At 67.4% G+C, this 16,088-nt stretch carries 18 protein-coding genes; 14 read left to right on the forward strand and 4 right to left on the reverse strand.

The window, feature by feature from the left end; all coding sequences use genetic code 11:
• Positions 1-14: 14 nt before the first annotated feature.
• Positions 15-980, reverse strand: a complete 966-nt coding sequence (locus tag BFF94_RS01970; RefSeq protein WP_219138913.1) for a helix-turn-helix domain-containing protein — start codon at positions 978-980, stop codon at positions 15-17.
• A 72-nt stretch (positions 981-1,052) separates the two neighbouring features.
• On the opposite strand from BFF94_RS01970, the gene BFF94_RS01975 reads away from it, so the two are divergent.
• The 5 genes from BFF94_RS01975 to BFF94_RS01995 all read left to right on the forward strand — a co-directional run bounded on the left by BFF94_RS01975 (position 1,053) and on the right by BFF94_RS01995 (position 5,970).
• Positions 1,053-1,442, forward strand: coding sequence for a VOC family protein (locus BFF94_RS01975; protein WP_128841442.1), 390 nt, complete (start codon positions 1,053-1,055; stop codon positions 1,440-1,442).
• A gap of 110 nt (positions 1,443-1,552) precedes the next feature.
• Positions 1,553-2,803, forward strand: a complete 1,251-nt coding sequence (locus BFF94_RS01980; RefSeq protein WP_128841441.1) for a DUF1479 domain-containing protein — start codon at positions 1,553-1,555, stop codon at positions 2,801-2,803.
• Positions 2,804-3,012: 209 nt separating this feature from the next.
• The gene (locus tag BFF94_RS01985; RefSeq protein WP_128841440.1) at positions 3,013-3,771 is read left to right on the forward strand and encodes a dimethylarginine dimethylaminohydrolase family protein; all 759 of its coding nucleotides are present in this window, start codon (positions 3,013-3,015) and stop codon (positions 3,769-3,771) included.
• Positions 3,772-3,869: 98 nt separating this feature from the next.
• Positions 3,870-4,334 carry an Lrp/AsnC family transcriptional regulator gene (locus BFF94_RS01990; protein ID WP_128841439.1) on the forward strand — a complete coding sequence of 155 codons (465 nt, stop codon included), beginning with the start codon at positions 3,870-3,872 and terminating at the stop codon, positions 4,332-4,334.
• Positions 4,335-4,437: 103 nt separating this feature from the next.
• Positions 4,438-5,970 (forward strand): amino acid permease, encoded by a 1,533-nt coding sequence (locus BFF94_RS01995; protein ID WP_128841438.1) that lies wholly within the window; start codon positions 4,438-4,440, stop codon positions 5,968-5,970.
• An 85-nt stretch (positions 5,971-6,055) separates the two neighbouring features.
• Here BFF94_RS01995 and BFF94_RS02000 read toward each other — a convergent pair whose 3' ends face one another.
• Entirely contained in the window at positions 6,056-6,970 is a 915-nt protein-coding gene (locus BFF94_RS02000) for a LysR family transcriptional regulator (protein ID WP_128841437.1), read from the reverse strand.
• A 214-nt stretch (positions 6,971-7,184) separates the two neighbouring features.
• Here BFF94_RS02000 and BFF94_RS02005 point away from each other — a divergent pair, with 214 nt between their 5' ends.
• Complete coding sequence (locus tag BFF94_RS02005) at positions 7,185-8,570, forward strand: MFS transporter (protein WP_128841436.1); 1,386 nt, start codon at positions 7,185-7,187, stop codon at positions 8,568-8,570.
• Positions 8,571-8,585: 15 nt separating this feature from the next.
• Positions 8,586-8,984 carry a DUF4440 domain-containing protein gene (locus BFF94_RS02010; protein ID WP_128841435.1) on the forward strand — a complete coding sequence of 133 codons (399 nt, stop codon included), beginning with the start codon at positions 8,586-8,588 and terminating at the stop codon, positions 8,982-8,984.
• 22 nt (positions 8,985-9,006) lie between these two features.
• Here BFF94_RS02010 and BFF94_RS02015 read toward each other — a convergent pair whose 3' ends face one another.
• Together BFF94_RS02015 and BFF94_RS02020 are read right to left on the reverse strand one after the other, a co-directional pair.
• Positions 9,007-9,732: a glutathione S-transferase gene (locus BFF94_RS02015; RefSeq protein WP_128841434.1), complete on the reverse strand. Its 726-nt coding sequence runs from the start codon at positions 9,730-9,732 to the stop codon at positions 9,007-9,009.
• A 121-nt stretch (positions 9,733-9,853) separates the two neighbouring features.
• The gene (locus BFF94_RS02020) at positions 9,854-10,174 is read right to left on the reverse strand and encodes a cupin domain-containing protein (RefSeq protein WP_128841433.1); all 321 of its coding nucleotides are present in this window, start codon (positions 10,172-10,174) and stop codon (positions 9,854-9,856) included.
• Between the two features lie 363 nt (positions 10,175-10,537).
• Here BFF94_RS02020 and BFF94_RS02025 point away from each other — a divergent pair, with 363 nt between their 5' ends.
• The 7 genes from BFF94_RS02025 to BFF94_RS02055 all read left to right on the forward strand — a co-directional run bounded on the left by BFF94_RS02025 (position 10,538) and on the right by BFF94_RS02055 (position 16,016).
• Entirely contained in the window at positions 10,538-11,359 is an 822-nt protein-coding gene (locus BFF94_RS02025; protein WP_219138915.1) for a hypothetical protein, read from the forward strand.
• Between the two features lie 32 nt (positions 11,360-11,391).
• Positions 11,392-12,150 (forward strand): Tat pathway signal protein, encoded by a 759-nt coding sequence (locus BFF94_RS02030; protein WP_128841432.1) that lies wholly within the window; start codon positions 11,392-11,394, stop codon positions 12,148-12,150.
• Positions 12,151-12,368: 218 nt separating this feature from the next.
• Complete coding sequence (gene leuC, locus BFF94_RS02035) at positions 12,369-13,778, forward strand: 3-isopropylmalate dehydratase large subunit (RefSeq protein ID WP_128841431.1); 1,410 nt, start codon at positions 12,369-12,371, stop codon at positions 13,776-13,778.
• Positions 13,779-13,781: 3 nt separating this feature from the next.
• A complete protein-coding gene (locus tag BFF94_RS02040) occupies positions 13,782-13,928 on the forward strand; it encodes an entericidin A/B family lipoprotein (RefSeq protein ID WP_085041497.1) in 147 nt (48 codons plus the stop codon).
• A 67-nt stretch (positions 13,929-13,995) separates the two neighbouring features.
• Positions 13,996-14,646, forward strand: coding sequence for a 3-isopropylmalate dehydratase small subunit (gene leuD, locus BFF94_RS02045; RefSeq protein WP_128841430.1), 651 nt, complete (start codon positions 13,996-13,998; stop codon positions 14,644-14,646).
• Between the two features lie 76 nt (positions 14,647-14,722).
• Positions 14,723-15,790 carry a 3-isopropylmalate dehydrogenase gene (gene leuB / locus BFF94_RS02050; protein ID WP_128841429.1) on the forward strand — a complete coding sequence of 356 codons (1,068 nt, stop codon included), beginning with the start codon at positions 14,723-14,725 and terminating at the stop codon, positions 15,788-15,790.
• Positions 15,791-15,896: 106 nt separating this feature from the next.
• Positions 15,897-16,016 carry a hypothetical protein gene (locus BFF94_RS02055; RefSeq protein ID WP_006487736.1) on the forward strand — a complete coding sequence of 40 codons (120 nt, stop codon included), beginning with the start codon at positions 15,897-15,899 and terminating at the stop codon, positions 16,014-16,016.
• The last annotated feature ends 72 nt before the right edge of the window (positions 16,017-16,088 follow it).

The following is a 16,088-nucleotide window of genomic DNA, read 5'->3' on the forward strand; positions in this document are numbered from 1 at the left end:
CCGCCGGGGTGTTTTCATTTGCGCGCCGGATCGTTGCGGCGCTCGAGCGACGGCGGTCGCGTATCGAGCGCCGGCGCATCGTCGTCGGGTGCGTGGCCGTGTTGCAGGAAGAACTGCCGGTAGGCGCCCGGCGTCGTCCCGCGCGCAGCGAGGAACTGGCGGTTGAAGTTCGCGGAATTCGGAATGCCGCAGCGAGCGGCCACCGTCGCGATCGGCCAGTCGGTGCCGACCAGATGACGGCACGCGTGCGCGAGCCGCAGACGCTGCACGTAGCGGCCGACGCTTTCGCCGAGATGCCGGACGAACAGGCGCTGCAGCGTGCGTTCGGACATGTGCGCGGCAGCGGCGAGCGTGTCGATGCGTAGCGGTTCGTGGAAGTGCCGGTCGATCGCGTCGAGCACGTGATCGAGGCGCTCGGCTTCGGGCGCGGCCGCTTCGGCGGGCGGTGTCGTTCCGTCGGGCCGGTCGTATGCGTGCGCGGTGGCGAGCGGCTCGCCGCGGGCTTCCGCGAGATCGGCCAGCGTGTCGAGCGCGGCCGCGAGCCGTGCGCGCGGCGAAGGGTCGAGCAGCCGCGGCAGCCGTGCGCGCATCGCGCGGGCCGCGTCGGCGTCGAAGCGCAGGCCCGGCGCCGCGCGCCGCAGCAGCGAGCGCAGCGGCGCGTATTCGGGGCAACAGTCGGCAAGCCGGCGCGCCCAGTCGCCGTCGAACCAGATAACGAGTGCGACTTCGGGCGCATCGCGATCGATGCGCGCGTTCGACGACCAGGTATGCGGCAGGTTGGGCGGCACGAGCACCAGGTCGTCGTCGGCGTAGCGCGCGACGTGATCGCCGATGAAGCGCTGGCCGCGGCTGTTGAGCGTCAGCGTCAGTTCGTATTCGGGATGGCGATGCCATTCGAACGGAATCCGCGCGAGCTGGCGGTGATACACGCGGATCGAACAGCCGGAAGCGAACGTCACGTGCTCGTACAGGGGTTTCATCGCGGCCTCCGCGCGAGGGCGGGCACCGCGCCGTGGCATGATCGAGAGCATTCGTCACGACGGAGCGATGCCATGTTTTCACATGTTTGCGTGGGCGTCAGCGACACCGCGCGCGCCTACGATTTCTACGCGCCGCTGTTCGCGGAACTCGGGCTGCGCCTGAAATTCCACGAGCCGGAAGGCTGGTCGGGCTGGATGCCGGCCGACGCCGACCGGCCGCTGTTCTTCTTCGGCCAGCCGCTCGACGGCCGCGCGCCCGAACCGGGCAATGGCCAGACGATCGCATTCGCTGCGCCGACCCGCGCGCACGTCGATCGCTGCCACGCGCTCGCGCTGCGGCACGGCGGCACCTGCGAAGGGCCGCCGGGCCTTCGGCCGGACTATCACCGCGACTACTACGGCGCCTATTTTCGCGACCCGGACGGCAACAAGCTCTGCGTGGTCTGCCATCGTCCGGAGTAACGCACGGTTGTCAGGATTGTATCGATAGTTGGCCGGATAGTGGTGATGATGACGGCGCGCCGGCCGTACGCTGACGGCACATCACGACACGCTTCAGCGAGGAGACCACGATGCAACTGACGATTGACGATCTGCCCGCCGCGATCCGCGCGGCGAAACAGGCGCTGCGCGCCGACCTGCCCGGTTACGCGGCCACGTTCCGCGAGCTGGAGGGCGACATCGCGCGGCAGGTCGACGCGATCCGCCGCGCACATGCGCAGGGCCGCGACGTGATTCCGGTGGTGCCGTTCGCGGATATCGTGGGCGGGAACGTCGATCGGGACGCGATTGCCGCGATTCGAACGCACGGAGCGGTCGTGATTCGCGGTGTATTCGACGCGCGGCAGGCCCGCGACTGGAACGACGAGATCGGCGCCTACCTGGACGCGAACCGCTTCGTCGACCGGCTGCATGCGCGTGCGGACGACCGCTATTTCGGCAACCTCGCGTCGGGCAAGCCGCAGATCTACGGCGTCTACTGGTCGAAGCCGCAGGTGGCCGCGCGCCAGTCGCCGGCGCTCACGCAGGCGCGCGTGTTCCTGAACCGATTGTGGCGGCATGCGGACGGCGCGCGCACGCATTTCGATCCCGGCCAGGTGCCCGCGTATGCGGACCGGATTCGCCGCCGGCCGCCCGGTTCGACGTCGCTCGGGCTGTCGCCGCATGTCGACGGCGGCTCGGTCGAACGCTGGCTCGGCGCGAACTTCCGCCAGGTCTACCGTCACGTGCTGGCCGGCCGCTGGCGCGATTACGACCCGTTCGATGCCGCGTTCCGCCCCGACGTCGAGGAAATTCCGTCGCCGGCCGTGTGTTCGATGTTCCGCACGTTCCAGGGCTGGACCGCGCTGACGCCGCAGGGGCCCGGCGACGGCACGCTGCAGTTGATCCCGGTGGCGAACGCGATGGCCTATGTCGTGCTGCGCGCGCTGCAGGACGACGTCGCCGACGACGACCTGTGCGGCGCGCGTCCGGGCCGAGCGCTGTCGATCCGGCCCGAATGGCACGCGCTGCTGCTCGATGCGCTGGTGCCGATCCCGCACATGGAACCGGGCGACGCGGTGTTCTGGCACGGCGACGTCGTGCATGCGGTCGAGGATGCGCACCGCGGCAGCGGCGACAGCAACGTGATGTACATCGCGGCCGCGCCCGGTTGCGCGAAGAACGATGCGTACCTGCAGCGCCAGCGGTCCGCGTTCCTGCGCGGCGAGAGCCCGCCCGACTTCCCGGCCGATCATTTCGAGGTCGAATTCGACGGGCGTGGCGGGGAGGGCGATCTCACGGCGCTCGGCCGCTCGCAGATGGGGTTCGAGCCCGGCGTGTAATGGGCGCGCCGCGTGCGACGGCGGCCGTTCGCGATGCATCGAGCGGCCGTCTGCCGAATCCGCTGCGTGCCGCGCGCAATTCGACGCAATCGGCTGTCGCCGCAGCCGAAATCGACGCGAATTGCGCAATTTGGCTTCCGATAATGGTCCGGACACAACGCAGCTGCCCCGTGTGCCGCACGGGCGTGGCAATGACCATGGAGGAGTCGATGCAATTCACGCAAGCGATCGTTCGCCGTCCCGCGCCGTCCTGTGGCGCGGGCCTGACCACCGCCGAACTCGGCGCGCCCGACTACGACAGGACGCTCACGCAGTTCCATGCGTATTGCGACGCGCTGCGCACGCTCGGCGTCGAGCTGACCGAGCTGCCGCCGCTGGAGGGATTCCCCGATTCGCACTTTGTCGAGGACGTCGCCGTCGTGACGCCGGAATTCGCGGTGATCACGCGCCCCGGCGCGCCCGCACGGCGCGGCGAGACAGCGCATATCGAAGCGGCGCTCGCCGCGCATCGCGACCTGCTGCCGATGCGGGAAGGCCGTCTCGACGGCGGCGACGTGATGCAGGTCGGCAAGCGCTTCTACATCGGCCTGACGGGCCGCACCGACGCAGAAGGCATCGCCGCGTTCGAATCGCTGGTGTCGCGCTACGGCTATTCGGTCGTCGCGGTGCCGGTCGGCGCCGGCCTGCATCTGAAATCGGTCGTCAACGCGCTCGGCGACGACACGCTGCTCGTGACCGAAGCGCTGGCCGCGCATCCCGCGTTTGCCGACTATCGCCGGATCGCGATCTCGGCCGCCGACGAATACGCGGGCAACACGCTGCGCGTGAACGGCACGCTGATCACGCCGGCCGGCTATCCGCGCGTGCACGACGCGATCGCGACACTCGGGTTGCCGCTGCACGTGATCGATACGAGCGAGTTCCGCAAGATGGACGGCGGCCTGACCTGCCTGTCGCTGCGGTTCTAGCCGATTGGCGCGCGGCCGCTTCGGCCGGATAATGTGGGCCCCGCGCGGAACAGGAGACGTTCCGTGCACCAGCCACGACCCGACCGGAGCGAACGCGGATGACCGACAAGAAGATGCAGCTCGACAAGATCGATCTCCGGATCCTCGACATCCTGCGTACCGACGGACGGATTTCATACCGCAAGCTGTCGGAGCTCGTGAACCTCACGCCGCGTCCGTGCCAGGCGCGCGTGGAACGGCTCGAGGCGCTCGGCGTGATCGAGGGCTACCGCGCGGTGATCAAGACGCCGCGCGCGACCAAGCCGATCGTCGTGATCGCGCAGATCGTGCTGGCCGACCACGGGCGTTCGCAGGCGCCGTTCGAGGACGAAATGCGCGTGAATCCGGCCGTGCTCGATTGCTGGCTCGTCAGCGGCACGTTCGATTTTCTCGTGCGACTCGCGTGCGAGGATCTCGACGAGTACCGGCGGATCGCGAACGTGTGGCTGGAAAGCCCGCGGTTCCGGATCGAGAAGATCGTGACGACGGCCGAGTTGCAGGCGATCAAGCGCAGCGTCGTTTGACGCGGCCGGCCGGGAAGGTCCGGTTTCGATGCGAATGATCGGCTCTAGCGATTCGTATTCCGAATCAAATTGATCGAGCCGAAATCCAATCAGGGTGAACACTATGGATGCTTTGCAAGCGGCAGCGGAGACGGCCGCACCGTCGGGGACGACGCTGAAGCGCCGTCTGCAGGGCCGCCACATCGCGATGATCGCGATCGGCGGCTCGATCGGCACGGGGCTGTTCGTCGCGTCGGGCGCGTCGGTCGCGCAGGCGGGGCCGGGCGGCGCGATCGCCGCGTATCTCGCGATCGGGATCATGGTCTACTTCGTCGTCACGGGGCTCGGCGAGATGGCGGCACTGATGCCCGTGTCGGGCTCGTTCGCGATCTACGGCGAGAAGTACGTCGACGAAGGGTTCGGCGTCGCGCTCGGCTGGACCTACTGGTACAGCTGGGCCGTGACGATCGCGATCGAGCTGGTCGCCGCGCAGATCGTGATGCGCTACTGGTTTCCTTCCGTGCCGGGCGTGTGGTGGGGCGCGGGCTTCCTCGTGCTGATCTTCCTGCTGAATACGCTGTCGGTGCGCGGCTTCGGTGAATCGGAGTACTGGTTCTCGCTGATCAAGGTCGTCACCGTGATCGCGTTCATCGCGGCCGGGCTCTTGATCGCGGCCGGCGTGCTCGGCAGCGGGCATCCGGTCGGCTGGCGGAACTTCACGACGGGCGACGCGCCGTTCGTCGGCGGCGTGCACGCGATGATGAGCGTCGCGCTGATTGCCGGATTCTCGTTTCTCGGCACCGAGCTGGTCGGGATCACGGCCGGCGAATCGGAGAATCCGCGCAAGACGATCCCGCGCGCGGTGAAGCAGATCTTCTGGCGGATCATGCTGTTCTACGTGTTCGCGATCTTCGTGATCGGCCTGCTCGTGCCGTACACGGATCCGAACCTGCTGAAGAGCGACGTGACCGACATCGGCGTGAGCCCGTTCACGCTGGTGTTCAGTCACGCGGGCTTCCCGCTCGCCGCCGGCGCGATGAATCTCGTGATCCTGACGGCCGTGCTGTCGGCCGGCAATTCCGGCACCTACGCGGCGACGCGGATGCTGTACAACCTCGCATCGGAAGGGCGCGCGCCGGCGATGTTCGCGACGCTGTCGCCGGGCGGCGTGCCGCGCAACGCGCTGTACGCGACGATGGCGGTCGGCGGGCTGTGCTTCCTCACGTCGCTGACCAACAACCAGGGCATCTATCTGTGGCTGCTCAATACGGTCGGCATCACGGGTTTCATCGCGTGGCTCGGCATCGCGGTCTGCCATTACCGGTTCCGCAAGGGGTTCGTGAAGCAGGGCTACCGGCTCGATCAGCTGCCGTACCGTGCGAAGTGGTTTCCGTTCGGGCCGCTGTTCGCGATCGCGATCTGCATCGTGATCTCGCTCGGGCAGGATTACCAGGCGTTCTTCGCGGCCCGCATCGACTGGATGGAAGTGCTGTCGATCTATGTGTGGATTCCGCTGTTCGTCGCGATCTGGTGGGCGTATCGCCGCGCGCGCAAGAGCCGGCTCGTGCGCTACGAGGAGATGGAGATCGGCCCGTGGCTGACGCGCTCGGTCGAGGCCGTCGACGCAGCCGCAACGCAGCACGGGCAGCCGCACTGAACGTTCGCCGGCGAAAGCACGGCAACGCGAGCCGGCCGCATCGCGCGGCCGGCTCCGATGAAACGACCCGTGCCGCAACGTGTGTTCAGCGCGCTTGTTTCAACTGCGCCTTCATGAAATCCACCCACGCGCGCACTTTCTGCGGCACGTGTCGCGTTGCGACGTACAGCGCATAGACGTTCTGTTGCGGAAACCGGTACGCGGGCAGCGCGTCGACCAGCGCGCCGCTTTCGAGATCGTCGTGCACGAGCCATTCGGGCAGCAGCGCGACGCCACTGCCCTGGCGGGCGAGTTCGCTCAATACCGACGCATTGTCGACGACGACGCGAGGCTTCGTGGCCGGTCGAAAAACATGGTCGTTGCCCGCGCAATCGGTGAGCGTCCATTCGGCGATCCGCTCCAGCCGGCTGTGGCCGAGCTGCGGCAGGCGGGCGAGGTCGCCGGGCGACGCCGGATGCGGGACGCCGGTCTTCGCAGGCAGGCCGGGCGCCATCACGGCGAGCACGTCGTAGGCGGCGAGGCAGACGCCGCGATAGGGCAGGTCGCGAAAGTGCTCGTGGCGTCCGAGCCGGATCGCCACGTCGAAGCGGTCGCGCACGAGATCGGCCTGCGACGTATGCGTTTCGAGCCGCACGCGCAACGCGGGATGCAGCGCGGTAAACGCATGCAGGGCCGGTGCGAGTACGCGCGCCGCATACTCGACCGTCGACGTCACGCGCAGGATGCCCTCCATCCCGCCATGTTCGCCGCGTACCTCGTCGATCGCGCCTTCGGCTTCGTCGAGCACGCGCAGGCAGCGCCGGTAGAAGCGCTCGCCGGCATCGGTCAGCTCGACGCGCCGTGTCGTCCGCGTGAGCAGCGTGACGCCGAGCTCGGCTTCGAGCTGCTTGATGTTGAAGCTGACGGCCGCTCGCGCCTGGTTCAGCACGGTCGCGGCGGCCGTGAACGAGCCGGCCTCGACCACGGCGCGGAATACGACGAAACGATCGAGGCTCACCATGGTCGGGTCGTGGATCCTGTCTGTGCGTTGGTTCGCTCGAAGGGTACCTGAATGTGCGGCCGCATGTGACGCGCCGAGCGTGGCAATGGGCGCGCGGCGTTGCCGGCGGGTGCGCCGATTGTCAAAATTTTTCGACCGGACTGGTCGAATCCGGCCGCTTACCGAAGCGGCCGCCGGCTTCTACACTGCGGCGTTTCGTGACGTTTCCGCCGCCATGCCAGACCGTTCCAGAGTTGCCACCGTCTATCTGCTCGGATTCGCGATCGATCTCGCGAACATGTTCATGCTGAACGCCGCGTATCCGGCGCTGCAGCGCGAACTGCACGCATCGGTCGCGCAGCTTGCGTGGGTCGGCAACATGTACGTGCTCGGCCTGACCGTCGTGATTCCGTTCGGCACGTGGCTCGCGCGCCGCTGCGGCGAGCGGCGCGTGTTCGCCGCATCGTTGCTGCTGTTCGGGCTCGGCAGCGCCGCCGTCGGCGCGTCGCCGTCGATCGAAGCGCTGCTCGCCTGGCGGCTGGTCCAGGGGCTCGGCGGCGGGCTGCTGATCCCGATCGGGCAGACGATGGCCTATCGCGCGTATCCGCCGCAGGCGCGGGCAAGGCTCACGTCGATCGTGATGATGGTCGCGCTGCTCGTGCCGGCGTTGTCGCCCGCGATCGGCGGCGCAATCGTCGATCGCCTGTCGTGGCGCGCGATTTTCTTCGCGATGTTGCCGATCGCGGCCGCGACCTGCGCGCTCGAGTTCGCATGGCTGCCGCGCGACGGCGTGCGCGAACGGCCGCCGCGGCTCGACTGGCAAGGGCTCGTCCTGAGCGCGGCGGCGCTCGTTGCGTTGCTGCTCGGGCTGACCGCGGCGGGGCAGCCCGGCGGCGCGGCATTCCCGCTTGCAATGCTGGCGATCGCGGTGGCTGCCGGCTCCGGTTATGTGGTGCATGCGCGTCGTGCCGCGTCCCCGGTGCTCGACCTGCGCCTGCTCGCGCAGCCGTTGCTGCGCATCGGCGTCGTGGTCTATCTGTGCGTGCCGGGCATCTTTACGGGCGTCAATCTCGTCGCTTCGCTCTATCTGCAGAACGCGCTCGGGTTGAGCGCCGCGCATGCCGGCGCATTGATGCTGCCGTGGGCGATCGCGGCGTTCTTCGCGATCGCGACGACGCGCCGCTGTTTTCCGCGCCATGGCGTGAAGCCGCTGTTCGCGTGCGGGATCGCGATCGATTGCGTCGGCATCGCGCTGCTCGCGACGCCGTGGGCGAGCTTCGAAGCCGTGCGCATCGCGGCGTTCGTCACGATGGGGTTCGGCGCGAGCCTGTGCACGAGCACGTCGCAAAGCGCGGCGTTCGCCGAAGTGCCGGCCGATCGGATGGGCGATGCGAGCGCGCTGTGGAACATCAACCGCCAGTTGAGTTTTTGCGTGGGCGTGGCCGTGCTCGGCAGCGCGCTCAATGCGTTGCTGGCGTTCGATGCGGGCCGTCTGTCGCTGGCACCGTACCGTTGGTGCTTCGGGCTGGCGGTGCTGCTGACGTTGCTGCCGCTCTGCCTGATCGCGCGGCTTCCCGCGCGCCGTGCGCCGGTCGTGCAACCCGTTTCAACCCACCCCTGAGAACCTGAGAGACTCATGAATCTGCCGAATCCGTTTTTCAAGGAAGTCGTCGATACCGTCGCCGACATCGAAAGCTGGTTGTCCGGTCGTGCAAACCCCGAGCGGCTCGCGACGCTGATGGCGCGTTTTTCGCCGGGATTTTCGATGATCACGCTGTCGGGCACGGTACTCGATTACGCGGGCGTCGACGCGCTGTTTTCACACGGACATGGCGCGCGGCCCGGGCTGGTGATCGGCCTCGACGAATGGCGCGAGCTTGCCGTGTGGTCCGACGGCGCGACGATCGGCTATCGCGAGACGCAGACCGACGGCGAAGGGCGGCGCACGGTGCGGCGCTCGACGGCCGTGTTCCGGCGCGAAGCGGACGGCGTGATCGTGTGGCGTCATCTGCACGAGACACCGGTTGCCGCGTGAGCAGCGAGCGCACCGCCCACCGTTACACGTCCAGCTCCGGATAGTGCCGGAAGATCCCCATGTCGTTGAACGGGATGCGGCGCGACGACGCGAGATAGCGCGCGACGGGCGGATGCTGCGCGACGCGATCATGCAGTGCGACGAGTGCCGCGACTTTCCGCTCCGCGCGCTTCATCGCTTTCGGAAACGCATAGCGCAAGCCTTCGATCAGCTGGAACATCGACAGGTCCGCGTAACTGAGCGCGGTGCCCGCGATATGGCCGCTGTCGTGCGGATTCTGTCCGAGCACGCGATCGAAGTAGCCGAGGAATTTCGGCAGCCGGTTCTCGAGGAAATCGGCCGCGCGCTCGGCGGCTTCCGCCTTCTGGTCTTCGTAGTACAGGCCGCTGGCGATCGGGTGATGCGTGTCGTGGATCTCGGTGACGAAATCGGCGACGGTCAGCTGGATCTGGTGTACCCACAGCCGGCCGGCTTCGTCGTCGGGCGCGAGCCCGAGCCGCGCGCCGAGAAACAGCAGGATGTTCGCCGTCTGCCCGACGACCAGGTCGCCGGCCTTCAGGAACGGCGGCGCGAACGGCACGCATTCGGCCTTCGTGCTGTCCATCATGCGCATCATTGCCGACACGCCCATCCCGCGCCCCGATTCGCGTGCGACATCGACATAGTCGGCCTCGGCTGCCTCGAGCGCGAGCCGCACGTACTCGCCGCGGCCCTGGATCTCGGGCCAGTAATAGAGTTCATAGCGCATGCTGTCTTCCTGTTCGTTGAACCGGATGCTGCCGGCATCGTGACGACCGGGCGGCCGCGCGCCGTCCGTTGCGAATAGACAGTCTAGGCGATCACGGGAAAAGCGCCGCGCGCATCATGCGTCACGCGCGCTCGCCGCCTTCCGGGCCGTAGAAGAACACCCAGGTCGAGAAGTCGTCGGAGAAGCCGACGAAGCGATGCGCCGCGTATGCGGGGACGAACAGCGCGTCGCCGGCCGCGACGCCGCATTCGCGCCCGTCGACGACGAAGCGCGACGTGCCGGTCGCGATCACGTAGATTTCGTCGCGCGAGTGCGGCGTCTGCAAGTCGTCGATGCGCGGCCGGTACAGCTCGACGTCGAGCGTGCCGTGGCGAAACAGTGTCGTGAACAGCGCGCCTTCGTCGTCGAGGCGCGCGAGCGATTCGTTCAGGCCGAGCTTCATCGTGGGGGGCTCCGGGTCCGGATCGTGGGGACGTGTGTTGCGCCATCGTAGCTCGGGTGTCGATACGTCGAAACCCCGTGCCTGTCGCGAGCGCGCCACCAGCGAAACAGGAATGCGGTTCGCTCACCACATGTGAAACGAAACCGCCCATCGGCGAAACACGGTGGCGATCGAGCGGATTCGGCCGGTGCTTTCACCGCAATTTAACCAACGCCGCCTAGGATCGCGTCGTCGATCGGCGGCGCGTCGCGATTCCGGCTCGCGCGCGGTTGCCCGGTTGCGTTTCCCCTTGACCCTGCGAATTTCGTTGACCCTGCCTGCCGCCGGGCACGGTCGTCATTCGCATCATTGCGTATCGTGCTCATGAGTCTGCCTTCCCGGGCTTCGTCCCGAAGAAAATTCCTTGCCGCCGCGCCAGCCGTCGCGGCCTCTTCACTGCTGAGCGCATGCGGTGGCGACGACGTCACGTCGGCGCCGATCACCGACGCGGCGCTTGCCGCGCAGATGTCCGCGAAGCTGAACGCGCAGCTCGGCGATGCGGCGACGGTCGATGCGATCGTGCCGGCGCTGACCGATGTCGGCTTCACGTGGGACCTGCCGGCGGTGCCGGCCGCGCAGATCGGCGCGATCGTCGCGTACAGCTTCGGCAACCGTCCGAACGCGGCGAGCGGCAACACGTCGAGCACGGGCGGCAACCAGTCGGCGCTGCCCGATCCGGGGCCCGTCAACGAAGCGCTCGCGGATGCCGTGTACCGCATTCGGCAACTGAAGCCCGTCAAGGTCTACGCGCAGTGGGAAATCGCGCGTTTTCTCGTGTCGAAATACGGGATGGGTGCCGACGTGCTGTCGTCGATCGAACCGGTGATCGCGAGCGACGGTTCGATCGTGTACCTGAGCACGGCCGGCGTCGCGGCCGTGGCCGTGTCGCGCGCGGGCGGCGCGGCGGCGATGGGCGCCGTCGCGGTGGTCGGCCATCGCGATCATGCGAAGCGCTGCATCCAGACGTCGCAGCAGGCGGGCATGAAGGCGGCAGCGGTTGCCGAGGTGCCGCTGCCGACGACGTACGACCCGCAGTCGGGCCAGCCGTGGACGCGCAACCGCAGCCTCTACCTCGTGCACGACATGTATGCGCAGATGCTGACGCGCGCGGTGACCGCGACGATGCAGGCGTTCCCGAAGGGCTGACGCCTTCCGCTCCCCATTCGACTCTCATGACCATGAATACTCGTCGCCATTTCCTGGCTTCCACTTCGCTGCTCGCCGCGTCGTGCGCCGCCGCTGCTCCCGCCTTCGCGAGCGATGCCCCCGTTTCCGATGCCGAACTGCAGCGCCAGATGCTCGGCAAGCTGACGAACGAACTGAACGACCGCGCGACCGCCACCGACGAAACCGGATATCTGCTCGACACGTTGTTCTCGTGGGCACCGCCGACCGTCGCCTCCGCCGGAATCAACACGATTGCCGCGTTCGGCTTCGGCAGTCGCGCCGGGGCATCCGGCGCCGCGCCGGTGCCGGGCCCCGTGAACGAGGCGATTGCCGACGTCGTGTTCCAGCTTCGGCAAAAGGTCGCGGCGCCGATCTTCGCGCAGCAGGAAGTCGCGGGCGTGCTCGCGTCGAAATACGGGCTGACGGCCGGCGTGACGTCGATCGCGACGCCTGCCGCGGCCGCCGGCAGCCCGATACCGACGCCCGACGGCGTCGCCGCCGCGATCGTCAGGCAGGCCGGTTCGGCCGCGGCGCTCGGCAAGGTCGGCGTCGTCACCCACCTGGATCAGGCGTCGATCGCCGTGCGCGTGTCGAATACGGCCGGGATGCAGGCCGCGGTGCCGGCCGGCCTGACGCTGCCGTCGCTCTACGACACGGCCGCGCAGATGCCGGCGTTGAGGCGGCGCGATCTCTACCTGCTGAGCAATGCGGGCGTGCAGCTCGGCATGCTGCGGCTCGACCTGATCAAGCGCGAATACCCGAACGGCTGAGGCCGCGGGCTTCGGCCCGGCGCGCGCGATCCGCGATCACGGTCCGGCGGATCCCGCGTGCCCGGTTTGCCGGGTAATGCCGATACAGGTATTGACACTACTAGCCAAACCACTGTTTTTAATGGGTTTTTTCGCGTCCGGCCTGCGCCGCGACGCGTTCTGCGTGGCATAATCGACCGCATCCGCAAGGCTTGAAGTCACAACGACCCCGCATACCCATGGCACAGACTCTCTACGACAAACTGTGGAACACCCACGTGGTCCACACCGAGGACGACGGCACGACGTTGCTCTACATCGACCGTCAGCTGCTGCATGAAGTCACGAGCCCGCAGGCGTTCGAAGGGCTGAAGATCGCGCAGCGCCCGGTGTGGCGCATCAGCGCGAACCTGGCCGTGTCGGACCACAACGTGCCGACGACGGACCGCAGCCACGGCATTGCCGATCCCGTCTCGAAGCTGCAGGTCGACACGCTCGACTCGAATTGCGATGCGTTCGGCATCACGCAGTTCAAGATGAACGACGTGCGCCAGGGCATCGTCCACATCATCGGGCCGGAGCAGGGCGCGACGCTGCCGGGCATGACGATCGTGTGCGGCGATTCGCATACGTCGACGCACGGCGCGTTCGGCGCGCTCGCGCACGGCATCGGCACGTCGGAAGTCGAGCACGTGCTCGCGACGCAAACCCTGTTGCAGAAGAAGAGCAAGAACATGCTCGTGAAGGTCGAGGGCGCACTGCCGCGCGGCTGTACCGCGAAGGACATCGTGCTCGCGATCATCGGCAAGATCGGCACGGCAGGCGGCACGGGCTACGCGATCGAATTCGGCGGCTCGACGATCCGCGCGCTGACGATGGAAGGCCGCATGACCGTCTGCAACATGGCGATCGAGGCCGGCGCGCGTGCGGGCATGGTCGCGGTCGACGACACGACGATCGATTACCTGAAAGGCCGTCCGTTCGTGCCGACCGGCGCGGAATGGGACCAGGCCGTCGAGTACTGGCGCCAGTTCAAGTCGGACGAAGGCGCGCAGTTCGACCGCGTGGTCGAGCTGAACGCGGCCGAGATCGTCCCGCAGGTCACGTGGGGCACGTCGCCGGAAATGGTCACGTCGATCGACGGTCGCGTGCCCGATCCCGAGCGCGAGAAGGATCCGGTCAAGCGCGACGCGATGGAGCGCGCGCTGGCCTACATGGCGCTCGAGCCGAACACGCCGATCGAAGCGATCAAGGTCGACAAGATCTTCATCGGCTCGTGCACGAACGCGCGGATCGAGGATATCCGCGCGGCCGCGTATGTCGTGAAGAAGCTGAACCGTCGCGTCGCGTCGAACGTGCGGCTCGCGATGGTCGTGCCGGGCTCGGGCCTCGTGAAGGCGCAGGCCGAGCGCGAAGGGCTCGACAAGGTGTTCACGGATGCCGGCTTCGAATGGCGCGAGCCGGGCTGCTCGATGTGCCTCGCGATGAATGCCGACCGGCTCGATCCGGGCGAGCGCTGCGCGTCGACGTCGAACCGCAACTTCGAAGGCCGGCAGGGCGCGGGCGGTCGCACGCACCTCGTGAGCCCCGCGATGGCGGCTGCCGCTGCGATCGAAGGTCACTTCGTCGACATTCGCAAGCTGGGGTAACGCGTGACGGCATCGAAGGTCATTGCGCGGCTGGTTGCCGCGCTGGCGCTGGCGGGGCTGGGCTTCGGCCTCGCGGGCTGCAATACCGTCCGAGGCTTCGGCCAGGACGTCAACGCCGCCGGCAACGCGCTTCAGCGCGCCGCCGACTGACGCCACCGACCGAGAATTTGCGATGTGCGCCGGCTGAATGCCGGCCCTTCAACCGGATAGACGGATCATGGAAAAATTCACTGTGCATACCGGCGTCGTGGCGCCGCTCGATCGCGAGAACGTCGACACCGACGCGATCATCCCGAAGCAGTTCCTGAAGTCGATCAAGCGCACGGGCTTCGGTCCGAACGCGTTCGACGAATGGCGTTACCTCGATCACGGCGAGCCGGGCCAGGACAACTCGAAGCGTCCGCTGAATCCGGACTTCGTGCTGAACCAGCCGCGCTACCAGGGCGCCTCGGTGCTGATCGCACGCAAGAACTTCGGCTGCGGCAGCTCGCGCGAGCACGCGCCGTGGGCGCTGCAGCAGTATGGCTTCCGCGCGATCATCGCGCCGAGCTTCGCGGACATCTTCTTCAACAACTGCTACAAGAACGGGCTGCTGCCGATCGTGCTGACCGAGCAGCAGGTCGATCACCTGTTCAGCGAGACGGCCGCGTTCAACGGCTACCAGCTGACGATCGATCTCGATGCGCAGGTCGTGCGGGCGGCCGACGGCCGCGAGTATCCGTTCGAGGTCGCCGCGTTCCGCAAGTACTGCCTGCTGAACGGCTTCGACGACATCGGCCTCACGCTGCGCCACGCGGACAAGATCCGCCAGTTCGAAGCCGAGCGGCTCGTGAAGCAGCCGTGGCTCAACACCAAGCTGGTCGGCTGATTTCGCTTTTCGGGCGGGCGCGCTTTTCGCGCGCTCGCCGGCCTGCCTCCACAACCTACCCAGTCAGGAATTACGCATGAAGATTGCAGTGCTGCCCGGCGACGGCATCGGCCCGGAAATCGTCAACGAAGCGGTGAAGGTGCTGAACGCACTCGGCGAGAAGTTCGAACTCGAACAGGCGCCGGTCGGCGGCGCGGGCTACGAGGCGAGCGGTCATCCGCTGCCCGACGCGACGCTGAAGCTCGCGAAGGAAGCCGATGCGATCCTGTTCGGCGCGGTCGGCGACTGGAAGTACGACTCGCTCGAGCGCGCGCTGCGCCCCGAGCAGGCGATCCTCGGGCTGCGCAAGCATCTCGAGCTGTTCGCGAACTTCCGTCCGGCGATCTGCTATCCGCAGCTCGTCGATGCGTCGCCGCTGAAGCCGGAACTGGTCGCGGGCCTCGACATCCTGATCGTGCGCGAACTGAACGGCGACATCTACTTCGGCCAGCCGCGCGGTGTGCGTGCCGCACCGGACGGCCCGTTCGCCGGCGAGCGCGAAGGCTTCGACACGATGCGCTACTCGGAGCCGGAAGTGCGCCGTATCGCGCACGTCGCGTTCCAGGCCGCGCGCAAGCGCGCGAAGAAGCTGCTGTCGGTCGACAAGTCGAACGTGCTCGAAACGTCGCAGTTCTGGCGCGACATCATGATCGACGTGTCGAAGGAATACGCGGACGTCGAGCTGTCGCACATGTACGTCGACAACGCGGCGATGCAGCTCGCGAAGGCGCCGAAGCAATTCGACGTGATCGTGACGGGCAACATGTTCGGCGACATCCTGTCGGATGAAGCGTCGATGCTGACGGGCTCGATCGGCATGCTGCCGTCGGCGTCGCTCGACAAGAACAACAAGGGCCTGTACGAGCCGTCGCACGGTTCGGCGCCGGACATCGCGGGCAAGGGCATCGCGAACCCGCTCGCGACGATCCTGTCGGCCGCGATGCTGCTGCGCTACTCGCTGAATCGCGCGGAGCAGGCCGATCGCATCGAGCGCGCGGTGAAAACGGTGCTCGAACAGGGCTACCGCACGGGCGACATCGTGACGCCGGGTTGCAAGCAGGTCGGCACGGCGGCGATGGGCGACGCGGTGGTCGCGGCGCTGTAAGGCATGCGGCAGTAATTTGGAAAAGGGCGCGAACGGGCCGCAAAATCGGTTTGTTCGCGCGCGGTTGGCCGTTGTGCGGGCAACCGGCTTTGTGTAGACTCGAACGATGGCGCTGATTTCCCTGATCTCCCCGGTCCTGAAACTCCACGGCAACACTGCCCGTGTGGGTGCGCGCGCCATCGTCATCACGAAAACCATTACCACGAAAACGATCATTAAACGCTGATCGCCGTCGTGCCCGCCTGTTTCCCCGCGCGGTCACGCGGGGACGGAAATGGCGGGGAAGCTCCATTCAAAG

The organism is Burkholderia catarinensis (genome assembly GCF_001883705.2).
Taxonomy (GTDB): Bacteria; Pseudomonadota; Gammaproteobacteria; order Burkholderiales; family Burkholderiaceae; genus Burkholderia; species Burkholderia catarinensis.

What these genes read in the sequence shown, in the direction of transcription:
- leuC (WP_128841431.1), top strand. Translation starts at nt 12,369, where the DNA reads ATGGCACAGACTCTCTACGACAAACTGTGGAACACCCACGTGGTCCAC.
- BFF94_RS02055 (WP_006487736.1), top strand. Translation starts at nt 15,897, where the DNA reads ATGGCGCTGATTTCCCTGATCTCCCCGGTCCTGAAACTCCACGGCAAC.
- leuD (WP_128841430.1), top strand. Translation starts at nt 13,996, where the DNA reads ATGGAAAAATTCACTGTGCATACCGGCGTCGTGGCGCCGCTCGATCGC.
- BFF94_RS01970 (WP_219138913.1), bottom strand. Translation starts at nt 980, where the DNA reads ATGAAACCCCTGTACGAGCACGTGACGTTCGCTTCCGGCTGTTCGATC.
- BFF94_RS01995 (WP_128841438.1), top strand. Translation starts at nt 4,438, where the DNA reads ATGGATGCTTTGCAAGCGGCAGCGGAGACGGCCGCACCGTCGGGGACG.
- BFF94_RS02015 (WP_128841434.1), bottom strand. Translation starts at nt 9,732, where the DNA reads ATGCGCTATGAACTCTATTACTGGCCCGAGATCCAGGGCCGCGGCGAG.
- leuB (WP_128841429.1), top strand. Translation starts at nt 14,723, where the DNA reads ATGAAGATTGCAGTGCTGCCCGGCGACGGCATCGGCCCGGAAATCGTC.
- BFF94_RS01990 (WP_128841439.1), top strand. Translation starts at nt 3,870, where the DNA reads ATGACCGACAAGAAGATGCAGCTCGACAAGATCGATCTCCGGATCCTC.
- BFF94_RS01975 (WP_128841442.1), top strand. Translation starts at nt 1,053, where the DNA reads ATGTTTTCACATGTTTGCGTGGGCGTCAGCGACACCGCGCGCGCCTAC.
- BFF94_RS01985 (WP_128841440.1), top strand. Translation starts at nt 3,013, where the DNA reads ATGCAATTCACGCAAGCGATCGTTCGCCGTCCCGCGCCGTCCTGTGGC.
- BFF94_RS02005 (WP_128841436.1), top strand. Translation starts at nt 7,185, where the DNA reads ATGCCAGACCGTTCCAGAGTTGCCACCGTCTATCTGCTCGGATTCGCG.
- BFF94_RS01980 (WP_128841441.1), top strand. Translation starts at nt 1,553, where the DNA reads ATGCAACTGACGATTGACGATCTGCCCGCCGCGATCCGCGCGGCGAAA.
- BFF94_RS02025 (WP_219138915.1), top strand. Translation starts at nt 10,538, where the DNA reads ATGAGTCTGCCTTCCCGGGCTTCGTCCCGAAGAAAATTCCTTGCCGCC.
- BFF94_RS02000 (WP_128841437.1), bottom strand. Translation starts at nt 6,970, where the DNA reads ATGGTGAGCCTCGATCGTTTCGTCGTATTCCGCGCCGTGGTCGAGGCC.
- BFF94_RS02030 (WP_128841432.1), top strand. Translation starts at nt 11,392, where the DNA reads ATGAATACTCGTCGCCATTTCCTGGCTTCCACTTCGCTGCTCGCCGCG.
- BFF94_RS02020 (WP_128841433.1), bottom strand. Translation starts at nt 10,174, where the DNA reads ATGAAGCTCGGCCTGAACGAATCGCTCGCGCGCCTCGACGACGAAGGC.
- BFF94_RS02010 (WP_128841435.1), top strand. Translation starts at nt 8,586, where the DNA reads ATGAATCTGCCGAATCCGTTTTTCAAGGAAGTCGTCGATACCGTCGCC.